General features: G+C 56.9%; 9 protein-coding genes and 3 pseudogenes. 9 read left to right on the forward strand and 3 right to left on the reverse strand.

Annotation, left to right across the window (positions count from 1 at the left end; genetic code table 11):
* Positions 1-310 precede the first annotated feature (310 nt).
* The 3 genes and pseudogenes from ABLE85_RS16865 to ABLE85_RS16875 all read right to left on the reverse strand — a co-directional run.
* Complete coding sequence (locus tag ABLE85_RS16865; RefSeq protein ID WP_348793873.1) at positions 311-631, reverse strand: Rap1a/Tai family immunity protein; 321 nt, start codon at positions 629-631, stop codon at positions 311-313.
* A 202-nt stretch (positions 632-833) separates the two neighbouring features.
* Positions 834-1,391: pseudogene (locus tag ABLE85_RS16870) on the reverse strand (DDE-type integrase/transposase/recombinase).
* Between the two features lie 50 nt (positions 1,392-1,441).
* A pseudogene (locus ABLE85_RS16875) lies at positions 1,442-1,543 on the reverse strand (IS6 family transposase); the annotation flags it as partial.
* A gap of 474 nt (positions 1,544-2,017) precedes the next feature.
* Between ABLE85_RS16875 and ABLE85_RS16880 the strand changes: the two are divergent.
* From ABLE85_RS16880 to ABLE85_RS16920, 9 genes and pseudogenes are all read left to right on the forward strand, one after another.
* Positions 2,018-2,749: an EAL domain-containing protein gene (locus ABLE85_RS16880; RefSeq protein WP_348793874.1), complete on the forward strand. Its 732-nt coding sequence runs from the start codon at positions 2,018-2,020 to the stop codon at positions 2,747-2,749.
* Between the two features lie 50 nt (positions 2,750-2,799).
* Positions 2,800-3,306 (forward strand): transcription termination/antitermination NusG family protein, encoded by a 507-nt coding sequence (locus tag ABLE85_RS16885; protein WP_348793875.1) that lies wholly within the window; start codon positions 2,800-2,802, stop codon positions 3,304-3,306.
* Positions 3,307-3,439: 133 nt separating this feature from the next.
* A complete protein-coding gene (locus ABLE85_RS16890) occupies positions 3,440-4,732 on the forward strand; it encodes a sugar transferase (protein ID WP_348793876.1) in 1,293 nt (430 codons plus the stop codon).
* 207 nt (positions 4,733-4,939) lie between these two features.
* Positions 4,940-6,619 (forward strand): ABC transporter ATP-binding protein, encoded by a 1,680-nt coding sequence (locus tag ABLE85_RS16895; protein WP_348793965.1) that lies wholly within the window; start codon positions 4,940-4,942, stop codon positions 6,617-6,619.
* A complete protein-coding gene (locus ABLE85_RS16900) occupies positions 6,616-7,059 on the forward strand; it encodes an adenylyltransferase/cytidyltransferase family protein (RefSeq protein ID WP_348793877.1) in 444 nt (147 codons plus the stop codon). Before ABLE85_RS16895 ends, ABLE85_RS16900 begins: the two co-directional genes overlap by 4 nt.
* Positions 7,053-7,811, forward strand: a complete 759-nt coding sequence (locus tag ABLE85_RS16905; RefSeq protein ID WP_348793878.1) for a CDP-alcohol phosphatidyltransferase family protein — start codon at positions 7,053-7,055, stop codon at positions 7,809-7,811. Before ABLE85_RS16900 ends, ABLE85_RS16905 begins: the two co-directional genes overlap by 7 nt.
* A 51-nt stretch (positions 7,812-7,862) precedes the next feature.
* Positions 7,863-8,709, forward strand: a pseudogene (locus ABLE85_RS16910) (DDE-type integrase/transposase/recombinase).
* Positions 8,710-9,159: 450 nt separating this feature from the next.
* A complete protein-coding gene (locus tag ABLE85_RS16915; protein ID WP_348793879.1) occupies positions 9,160-10,200 on the forward strand; it encodes a hypothetical protein in 1,041 nt (346 codons plus the stop codon).
* A 478-nt stretch (positions 10,201-10,678) separates the two neighbouring features.
* A complete protein-coding gene (locus ABLE85_RS16920) occupies positions 10,679-11,818 on the forward strand; it encodes a glycosyltransferase (protein ID WP_348793880.1) in 1,140 nt (379 codons plus the stop codon).
* The last annotated feature ends 16 nt before the right edge of the window (positions 11,819-11,834 follow it).

Here is an 11,834-nt window from a genome sequence, read left to right on the forward strand (position 1 = left end):
AAAGCACCTGTGGTGACCGCGTACACTCCGGCAACGTGAAGTCCCGGAGGATTGAACCTCATCGGCCGCCGCGGTCTGCGAGGTCAGCCAAGTCGTGGCAGCGCTGGACACCTACTAGCGGACTCTGGCGAGGCCTCCGCGGCGCGGTTGACTTCTTGACGCTCGGCGGCGCTCTGACGAAGCCTACACGGTATCGAAGGGCCGGCGCGTCGTTGAAGACGTCAAGGACATCGTCGACGGCATTGCCGCCTGACCGTTTCGGGTAGGCGGCAGCCCTGAGCAGGGCAGTGATCCCGGCCGTGCGGGTTGCCTAATTTTTACACATGTCGGCCAGCACGTTCATTATAGCGGCTAGTGCCGGCAGTGTAAGCTCTTGCGGATTGCGGTGAAGGCGGTCGGCGACGATTTGATACAGCATGTCATTGGTGAGTTTCGTGGCCGACAAGCAGTCCCGAATACGCATGAAGGATTCGTCGTCCTGGTGGACTACGGTAACCCTCATCTCGACGACGCCTGCCATATAGCCGAAGGCGGTCTTCCGATCAATTTGAAGAAACTCTGCCCCGGTCATTGCAAATGAATTGCTGGCAATTGTGGATGCGGTGATCGCCAGAAGAAACGTACTTCTCATTGCCCGCCCCCGCTTTGAAAACATTTAAAGGTAATCACACATGGCGCTGACCGACAAGCGGCGTCGCCGACCCGAAGCGGAAGCATACCGCAAGCCCTACCGTGATCTGCGTCGGTGCGGCCCGCATGGCATCCGGCACCAGCGGCCGGGGTGCTGTCACATTGTTTGATGCCGGGCGCCCAGAAGGCTCAGTGTCGCGATTTCAAGCAGTCTGCACGGCAGCTGTCCTCCACTGGCCCATTGCACTGAGGCGATGATCGCGGATTTGGACTGCGGGTTGGTTTGTGCGGTCGGGAACGAAAAGGTTGCGTACGGCGGAGAAGAGGGCAACGAAATGCTGTAGCGAAGCAATCGATCGGAAGCCCTGTCGCGTTCGCTCTCGCTTGCGGAATGGCAGGTGAGAGTTTTCCGGCGGTTGTTCAGGCCTTTATGCGAGCGGTGCTCGACAGCCGGCATGACCTGGCGTCGTGCCGCGCCGCCATAGCCAGCATTTCTGACCATTGATGCGCACGACAAGCTCATCGACATGCCAGGTGTCGTCTTTTGCCGGTACCTTGCGGCGCAAACGCCGAGCATAGTCAGGCCCGTGCTTTCGGCACCATCGGCGGATCGATTCGTAGGAGACGACGACACCGCGTTCAAGCAGCATTTCCTCGACTTCGCGCAGACTGACATTGAACCGGAAATAGAGCCAGATTGCTCGCGCCACGATCTCAATCGGATGGCGATGGTTCTTGTAGGTCGGGGCGTTCCTGCTCATGCCCAGCAACTACCAAAAAATCCTTGCCCAAAAACAACGTGACAATACCGGTCTTCAATGTCGCGCAGGCTCAGCGGAAACCGATCGTAGAGCCACACCGCATGCGCGATGATTTCGGCAGGAAATCGGTGGGCGGAAGCGTCTGCAGTCATGCCTGTAGGTTATCGTCCCCATCCGCAACAGCCGTTAAGGCGACGTCACCCCTTAACCGTATGTCATACAACTATAGATAGAATTCGCATTTGGAATTGACACGCTCTGATTGTGGAGCTAGTACCGTTTTAGCTCGTCGGATTCCCGTGCATGTAGAATCGGCGAATTTGGGCAGCAATGGGGAAGAAGAACAACTCGTTTCGCGCCGACGCCAAATAAGATTATGTTTTGGCGCCATAATACTGAATGAGAGGTCGAATTCATCAAGTAGATGAATGTCTGATAGAAGTAATTCCAACTTCCAACGTCAGAAAACATCGGGTCGCATTTCCAATGCATATGATTGGCAACTGGAGTCATGCGCATCAGGTGGTGGGATGTCAGTCAAAAAAAGCCGCCGCACGGCAACAGGGGCGCAGGAGATGAACAGGGCCAGGTATACTGGGTGCGGTCAGGGGATGGAGGGGCGTTCCATGCCATCCTCCTCTCCTTTTCCTGAGTTCACGATGGCTTTCCAGCCAATCGTCGACACCGCAGCCGGCGGTACGCTTTTCGCTTACGAGGCACTTTTGCGCGGACGCCTCGGAGAAAGCGCAGCCAGTGTTTTTGCCAACGTGCCGCCAGAAAAAACGCTGGCCTTTGATGCCGCCTGCAGGGAACGCGCCGTAGAGATGGCTGCTTCCTTCGGTGTGTGCTGCGGGCTCAGCCTTAACGTGTGGGCCTCTGCAATCTGCGACCACCGATATGGGTTGCACACAACCCTGCGTGCAACCCAGCGCGCAGAATGGCCGGCCCGCCGTCTGATATTCGTGATGGCCGAGCAGGAGCCCGTCGAGGATAAGGGAAAGCTCTCCCGTTGGATCGCGGCCGCCCGCAACCGAGGCTTTACGGTGGCCATCGATGATTTCGGGGCTGGGTATGCCGGCATCAACAGTTTGCTGCAGCCGCGTCCAGACATGGTGAAGCTCGATATGGGGCTGGTCCATGGCATCGATGCGGATCGCTCGCGCCGGACGATCGTCAAGGGTGTGGTCGACGCATGCGCGGTTTTCGGCTGCAGAGTCGTAGGCGAGGGCGTCGAGACCGAAGCCGAGTTCGCGGTGTTGGCATGGCTCGGGATCGACCTCATGCAGGGCTATATTTTCGCGCGGCCGGGTATTGCTTGCCTGCCGGAGATCGTCCGGCCGGCAGCGCTCACGTCGTGACAGAGATTTTTCGACGATCAGTATGCGGGGGGAAGGGGGAAGGGGGAAGAATGGCGGATCGTTGGTATGTCGCATCGGCCCTTTCGGGCCGAGAAGACCTGGCTGAGCTCAATCTGAACAGGCAAGGATTCCATGTCTGGACGCCGCGTCAGACCAGAGTTGTTCATCATGCGCGCCGTCGTCGCGAGAAGCGCGTTCCCTTTTTTCCCGGCTACATATTTGTGTCGCTGGATGTCGAACGCCAGCGCTGGCGTTCGGTCAACGGCACGTTCGGCGTGCATTCGCTCGTCATGCAAGGCGAGCGGCCCTTGCCATGCCCCCGCGGTCTGATCGAGGGGTTGCAGGCGCTGACCGACGACGACGGGATATTCAACGGGGCGGTGGGGCTTCGCCAGGGCGACGCCGTACGTGTGATCTCGGGTCCCTTTGCCGAGCTTGTGGGGACCCTGGTCCGCCATGATGGCGCAGGACGGGCTCGGATCCTGTTGCAGATGATGCACGGGGAGGTCGCTGTCGCAATGTCCGTCAACAGTCTGGTGCCTGTGGCATCCAACTGATGTGGCCGCAATAGCGGCCAGTCCTTGTTACGCTTGATGTTCGGCTCGAGGGTTTTCACCTCGAGTGCGGTAGCCATCGGAGGCCTGTCGCCAGGGATTGTGCCCCTGGAGCCTTACGGAAACGACAGCGGAAATGAAGTCCAGCTTGTATAATCAGACGATTGCGATCGGTAACGAAACGCATCCGTTGCAGCGGTTGCGATACCAGCTTCTGGGCGGGCTGCTCCTGGCTGTCGGGCTGCCTCTTCTTGCACGCATGGCGCTGGAACCGAGGGTCGTTTTCTCGATCAACCACCAGGTGACGATCACGGCTGCCATCATCGCTCACATTATAGGCTACATGACGTACAAGCGATTGGATGCGTTTCCGGGGGTGGCGACGTTCAGCACCATATTGCCGGCATTCACACTCAGCTATGGGCTGGTGTTCCTCGCCATCTTCTTCTTTCGCTTCGAATATAGCCGCTTCCAGGCTGCGGGCTCCTTCGTCATCTCGGCGTCGTGGTATTTCAGCCTCAACGTATTCACGCACCGGTTGGAACCCTACCGGCTGGCAATCGTCCCCGGTGGCAAAATCGACCGGCTTGCGGCGGTCGACGGCGTGGTCTGGCAGAAGCTGTTCTCTCCGGATGCAGTGCCGGGCAAGGTGCTGGGCGTGGTAGCCGACCTTCGCGCCGACCTGCCGGAGACCTGGGAGCGCTTCATCACCGGTTGCGTCCTGTCAGGCACCCCGGTCTACCACGTCAAGCACATAGTAGAGTCGCTGACCGGCCGGGTCGAGATCGAGCATCTGTCCGAGAACACGCTCGGCTCGCTCAATCCCAACCAGATCTATTTCAAGATCAAGCGGATACTCGACTGGCTGGGGGCGCTTGCCGTTCTCGTTCTGCTGTTGCCGCTTTTCCTTGTGCTGTCTCTTGCGATCAGGCTCGAAACGCCCGGGCCGGCCCTGTTCCGTCAGCAGCGGGTGGGCTATCGCGGTGCTCCGTTCACGCTCTACAAGTTCCGCACCATGCGCGCCGAGGACGACGGCGACATGGCCGAGAAGGAAAAGGCGATCACCCGAGACGGCGACGAGCGTATTACCCGCATCGGCCGGGTATTGCGGCGCACGCGGCTCGATGAACTGCCGCAGGCCATCAACATCCTGAGCGGCGAGATGAGCTGGATCGGCCCCCGGCCCGAGGCGGCGGTGCTGTCGCGTTGGTATGAGGGGGAGCTGGCCTTTTATCCCTATCGCCACATCGTGCGCCCGGGGGTCACCGGCTGGGCGCAAGTAAACCAGGGACACGTGGCGGCCGTGAGCGAAGTTCACGAGAAGCTGCACTACGATTTCTACTACATCAAGAACTTCTCGCCTTGGCTCGACCTGGTCATCGTCATGAGAACGGTCAGGATCATGCTGACCGGCTTCGGGGCAAGGTAGGCCATTCTGGTCGAAAGAATGGATACGCTCGGATACCATGACAAGGCGGCGGGGCGCGCCAAAAAGCGCATGGGCGTCCATACTGTTCCGGCAGCACAAAGGTTGGCGGACAGCGGCGAAGGCATATCCTTGTCGAGGGCTGTGCGCCTCCTGTTTCAGCACCTTTCACCCGCTCGCCGGCGAACCTTCGCGCCGCTGATGGTTCTGATGCTGGCCGGTGCGGTGGCCGAGGTGGTTACGATCGGGGCAATCGTGCCTCTCCTGGCGATCATCGCCGCGCCGGCCGGAGCGCCCGGGCATTGGCTAACCTCCGGCCTGCTCGACTTCCTGGGCGCCGGTGATCCGGTCATGGCGGTCTATGCCGTGACCGGCCTGTTCGCGCTTGCGGCGCTGGGGGCGGCCGTCCTGCGGTTAGCGCTGCTATGGGCGAGCAACAGCTTCGTCTATGGTGTGTCCTATGACCTCGGCGTGAAGCTCTACGCCGATACGCTCTTGCAACCCTACGCCTACCATACGCTGCGGAACTCGAGTGAGATCATCGCCACGATCAACAAGGTGCAAGTGGTCACCAACAACGTGCTGCTCCCGCTGATGCAAGGAGCCATCTCGGCGGTGATCGGGCTTTTCATTCTCGGGGGGCTGGTCGCCATTGACTCTGTTGTTGCGCTCGTGGCTGGTGCCGGTTTCGCGGCCATCTATCTCATAGCCTCGGTTACGGCGCGCAAGCGGCTGCGGCGCAACAGCGGTCTTATCGCCCGCGCCCAGACCAGGCGTGTGCAGTCCATGCAGGAGGGGCTGGGTGGCATCCGCGACGTGCTGCTCGACCGCTCCCAGCCCGTATTCGTCGAAAGCTATGAGCAGGCCGAGGCGGACTTCCGCGACGCCCGGGTTCGCAATGCCGTTCTTGCGGGGGCGCCGCGCTTTGTCGTCGAAGCGGTCGGCATGGTGCTGATCGCGGCGGCGGCGGTGACGATGGTCCAGCGGCCGGGCGGGGTTGCCGCGGCAATCCCGGTGCTGGGCGCGCTGGCGCTTGGCGCGCAGAGACTACTGCCGCTGATCCAGCAATTTTACAACGGCTGGGCCATGGCCCTGGGCAACAAGGCAGTTCTGGCCGACGTCGTTGTGCTGCTTGACCGACCCGCCCCGGCCAAGTCTGCGGCCGAAGCAGCGCTGCCGTTCGAAGGCGCCATTGCTCTCCATGACGTCAGCTACGCTTATCCAGGCGGCAGAGCGGCGGCCCTGCGCGGCGTCGATCTCGTAATCCCCAAGGGGAGCAGGGTCGGCATTGCCGGCAAGACGGGCAGCGGCAAGTCGACCTTGATGGACCTCATCATCGGCCTGCTCGAGCCGACGGAGGGAGAGATCCGCATAGACGGGGTGAAGCTGACGGCTGCAAACCGTGCCGCGTGGCAGCGAAACATCGCCCATGTCCCGCAGGCGATCTTCCTTGCCGACGCGAGCGTTACCGAGAACATCGCCTTCGGCGTCAGGAAGGCGGACATCGACCGTGAGCGGGTGCGATGCGCTGCCGAACAAGCCGAGTTGGCGGAGGTGATAGCGGCGCTGCCGGAGCGCTATGATACCCGGGTCGGCGAGCGCGGCATTCAGCTTTCCGGCGGGCAGCGCCAGCGCATCGGCATCGCGCGCGCTCTCTACAAGCAGGCGAGCGTGCTGGTGTTTGACGAGGCAACCAGCGCACTGGACACGGAAACTGAAACTGCGGTGATGGCGGCCATTGAGCGGCTCGACCGCAATCTCACCATTCTCATCATCGCCCATCGCCTCTCGACGCTGCAAGGCTGCGATATGGTGGCGGAGATCAAGGAAGGACGGGTAACGGACGTAGGCCAAGAAGTGCGAACATTCCAAATGGTTGAAAACAAATGAAAAAAACAATTGTTTACACGTGCGGCGTTTTCGACATGTTTCATATCGGTCATTTGAATATGTTGAGAAATGCCAAGGGCTTCGGGGACATTCTAATTGTTGCCGTCTCGACGGATGAGATTGTCGAAAGCTACAAACCGGGATCGCTGATTGTTCCCTACGAGCACAGATCGGCGATCATTTCGTCAATCAGTTACGTCGATGTATGCATTCCGCAAACCACTCGTGACAAATACGTTGCTTGGCAGAAATTGAAGTATGACGTGCTTGTTGTGGGTGACGACTGGTATGGAAAAGCCGATTATGAAGAATATGAATCAAGCCTTAGTTCAATTGGAGTGAAGACTGTCTATCTTCCTTACTCTCCGGGAATTTCATCGACGAAATTGAGAGGGCTTCTAAAGCATACGCCTCAAAACAAATGGGAGGACGTATGGTAAATTTATATAAAATTCGCAATAATTATGAATTGCTAATACATGCGCAAAAAAGAAGTGATGGAGGGGCGCCCATTTATACGCGCCGCGTAAACAGGTTCTTTGGAAGATTTTTGGCCGCTTTACTAGCCGAAACGCAACTGACACCAAATGCCGTTTCCATTATGAGCATTGCATTGACCCTAACCGGCCTTGTTGGGCTCATTGCGCTTAAGCCGTCAATCCCGGTCGCGCTCCTCGTCACATTGCTTCTGCTGGCTGGATATGCCCTGGACTCATCTGACGGCCAGCTCGCTCGACTAAGAGGAGCACAATGCCCTAGAGGAGAATGGCTGGATCATGTCATAGATGCCTTCAAAATGGTGGCAGTCCATTGGTCCGCATTAATATTTCTTCTCAAGAATGTTGAGGAGAATTACATTCTGATTTTTTCGACTGTGTTTATTTTTCAATCCTTCAGCAGCGTAATTTATTTTTCGGGAATATTGAAAAGTAAAATTCGCACCCCAGATCGCGGGTCTGGTGATGGCCTTAAGGTTGTGGAACCTTCCTTTGTGCGCGACACCGCGCTAATTTTTCTCGACTACGGCGTACTCTGTATGATTTTTGTTTTTTCATTTAATCCGAACCTATTCATTATATGTTACGTGATACTTATGTTATTATTCGTGACATTTTCAATATATTCTCTTGTAAAAGCATTTTTAAGCATGCCGGGTCCCGTTTATTCGCTCAACGGAAGGGAAGGCGTGTAGATTAGACTTCGCCCGCGTGGAATCCTTGTCGCCCGACTCAAAGGATGCGCTATGGGACAAGTTCATCCTGGGAGCGCCACAACGACAGCGGCGATCCGTCGAGCGATACAGCATAGTCAAGAGAGCCTGAGGGGGTTGGCCAAGCGCTACGGGATCAACCCGAAGACGGTGGCGAAATGGAAGAAGCGTCCCTCAGTCGCCGATCTGCCGACCGGGCCGAAGAAAGCGCGTTCGACAGTGCTGTCGATCGAGGAGGAACCGGTCATCGTGGCCTTCCGCAGGCACACACTGCTCCCCCTCGACGACTGCCTCTACGCGTTGCAGCCGAACAGGACAAGTTGCATATGTTCGTCGCCATCGACCGCACTTCGAAGTTCGCCTTCGTCGAACTGCACGAGAAGGCCACCACCGCCGTCTCGAGGGAGTTCCTGTTGCGGCTGATCGAGGCGGTTCCCTACAAGATCCATACAGTGCTCACCGACAATGGCATCCAGTTAACGACGCCGGGCGCCGGCGGGTCGGCCGTGCCGCTGATCAAGGAAGCAATCGCCAATGGCGAACTCTTCCGGGTTCATGCCTTCGAATATGCCTGCGCCAGAAACGACATCGACCACCGAACCACCAGGGCCAGGCATCCATGGACAACGGACAGGTCGAGAGGATGAACCGCACCATCAAGGATGCCACCGGCAAACGCTTCTACTACGAGAGCCACAGCCAGCTTTGGCAGCACCTTGCAGACTTCGTCTCGGCCTAGAGCTACGCGCGCAGGCTCAAGGCCCTCACGCCTTACGAGTTCATTTGCAAGACCTGGACATCGCAGCCTGAACGCTTCAGGCAAAATCCGCTCCAGCAAATGCCGGGACTGAACATCCAATCAGGCTCAGCATCCGGTTGATTTTGCCCGGTTTGCCGCCTGTCAGTCGGCTCTGGGTCACGGAAGCGCGGATGCCGGCCATGCTCACCCATGCTTGTCGCATTTGGCCGCTTGATTGGCATCAAGTGCCGGACTTACAGCAGGTAAAGGAATAAGATGTCTGGCTATTGCGGTCGGAACCCAGATCCTGCGCTGAGGGGGGCAGTGATGCACTGCCCGCAAACGGAAGGGATCCGAGTATATCGTCGACCTATTCGTGAGAAATCGTCACGAATGAATCTGATAAATAACGCAATATGTATCGCATATGTATTAATATACGCAATTATTGATGTAAAATTCAGCCTATTTTTTGAATTGCTAGTGATTGGATCAACGATATTAAGGATTACTTTTAGCCGGAGGGTAAGATCACTAACGTTTATGTTGTATATAGCAATATTATACCTATATATACCGGTTACTGTAAGCATGATATTGGATGGCAGGACTGATCCATTACTTCTGTTTGCGCTGGCGGTTATTGGGTTCGATTTTGTGGTTTACTTTTCTCGAGCTAACATATCTATTTTGCATAGGTCCACTTCCGATCTGCCGCGTGATTTCGTTATTTGGGCCGGTTTGTTGGCAATGGCCTCCATCGGTAATCTGATATTTTCGAAGGGCGGCGGCTCGTTTTTGGGCTTGTTCGCGTTTACCGTTCCGTTCTCAATTTCATTATTGTTATTTGAGCGCCTTGTCGCATCATGCGGATGGACAAATGTATGCATGATGCTTTTCGCATATCTAATAACAATAGGGATATACATAGTATATTTCTGGGGCGGCTTTGGTCGTCTCGTCATCGGAGCCTACGTGCTCATGCCCGTTCTGATCGCCGATCGGTACCGGGATTTCGGCCTGCGGACATGGCAGGCGGCAGTCTTGGCCCCCCTCCTTCTCGCGGTTGCGTACTATTCTCGCAATAATACATGGGCATCAAATGAGCTAGGCGCTGGTGGTGCTGGACACCACCTTCGTTTAACTATGGAGCTATTCTATAATCCGGTGTACGAATATTTCGGCGGATTTTACAAGTTAGTTGATCAGTATATCCTTCTTTTTCTAAACTGGTTTCCTCGGGAATATTGGGAAAATAAGCCTATTGGAATTGGCTATTATGCAGTGGATGAATGGATAGGGCGGCAGGGGCTCGGTCGAGTCTACAACGTTTCTCTTGGGATGTTTGGTGAGCAATTGTACACGGTGGGACCGTATTTTATTGTCGCATGGGCTTTTGTACTTATAACGTTGATAATGTTGAGAAGAGTGATAGAAAATCTTGCGGCAGGCTACGCAGCGCCAGTAATCGTCTTTGATGTTAATATGATAAATTATGTTTGGGGTGGGGCGGCATCATTTGGTTCTCGGGCGTGGTTCTTCATTGTCCCGTTGTTGATGGTCACTTCGGTCTGCCGTTTAACGGAACGAAAAGTGGCGATCGGTGTAGCTCGACAAAGGAAGCATATTTGAGGCGAGCGGGAACTGCCCGGGCGCGTTCGGTGGACCGGCCTGGGGCTCGTCAGTGAAGTGTGCATGACTAGAGCGGACTGCCCGATGCTGCCGAGCCGCCACGATGGCTGGAGTGGTGTGGCTTCCGAGGCGCTGTATGGTGGAGACGCTGGTTATTTGCTCAGCGCTTGCGGCGCCTTAATCGCAGTGCGTGCCAGCGGTTGTGGCGGCATGTATCCGGCCGGCGATGCGGAGGCCCTGGCCGGCCTTTTATGGAGGCCACGTCGTGGGACGCGACAGCTGCCAGCTTGGCGGCATCGGCGCGCAGCCGCTTCGGCGCAGCTGCCGAAGCCTGTTATCTGGAAGTAGTACTACGGCATGCGGCAAGGCAGGAAGCGAGGTCCATCCTACCGTGGCAGGAAGCCAATTTGACGCAAACGGATGGGGTCGAGCCATGAGTTCCGGCCGATATCCTTCAAGGCCAGTGGTCCTTACCTTCGTGCGCTACTACCTGCCCGGTTACAAATCGGGTGGGCCGGTCCGGACCATCACGAACATGGTCGCTGCGCTTGGTGACGAACTCGATTTCCGTCTCGTGACCTCCGATCGCGATGCGACGGACACCATGCCCTATCCTGATCTCGGGGTGGACAGAGGATGGCTGGAGGTCGGCAAGGCGAAGGTTCTTTATCTGTCACCGTCTCAAATCAAGCTGCGAAACATCGCCCGGATCATCGGGGACATTCCGCACGACACGCTTTATTTGAACAGCTTCTTCGATCCGACCTTCACACTGAAGCCGCTGCTTGCACGCCGGCTCGGCCTTGCCCCGAAAATGCGTTGCGTTATCGCGCCGCGCGGGGAGTTCTCGGAAGGCGCGCTGAAGCTCAAGTCGGCCAGGAAAAAGGCGTTCCTGTGGGCGTCCGGTGGCACCGGGCTTTATTCCGATCTGGAATGGCATGCCTCCAGCGTGTATGAGGAAGCCGACATCCAGCGAGCGTTGGGCGCCAGTGCGCGAAAGATCAATGTCGCGAGCGACCTGCCCGGCATGACGCCGGGCGAGCCTCCAGCCTTCTCCCCCCGCGCGGCAGACGAGCCGTTGCGCATCATCTTTCTCTCGCGCATTTCGCCCATGAAGAATCTCGATTTCGCACTGCAGATGCTTCGACAGGTCAAGATAGACGTTCAGTTTGATGTCTATGGAGCCGCAAATGACAACGGTTACTTGTCAAGATGTTTATCGTTGATGAAAACGCTTCCAAGCAATATCTCGGCCAAATATAAGGGACCTGTCGATCACCGTGATGTTATCAACATTCTATCAAGGTACGATCTGTTTCTTCTGCCAACGCTAGGGGAGAACTATGGGCACGTCATCTATGAAGCGCTCGCCGCGGGAACACCTGTCCTAATCTCCGACACGACTCCGTGGGGCAATCTCGTAGGCGCAGGTGTTGGTTGGGAGTTGCCGCTTGGAAAGCCTGAGGCATTTGCGGAAAAGATTGAGCGCGCGGCTGAATTGACAGGCGACGAGCATAAACAAATGCGAATTCGGGCGGCCCTTTTCGCCAAGAAGCATTCCATGGACATGGGCGTGATAGACGCGAACCGCCGTTTGCTTGGGCAGGGAAAATTCTGAACCGCCAGCGTTTCCT

Source organism: Mesorhizobium sp. KR1-2, assembly GCF_040045035.1.
Lineage (GTDB): Bacteria > Pseudomonadota > Alphaproteobacteria > Rhizobiales > Rhizobiaceae > Pseudaminobacter.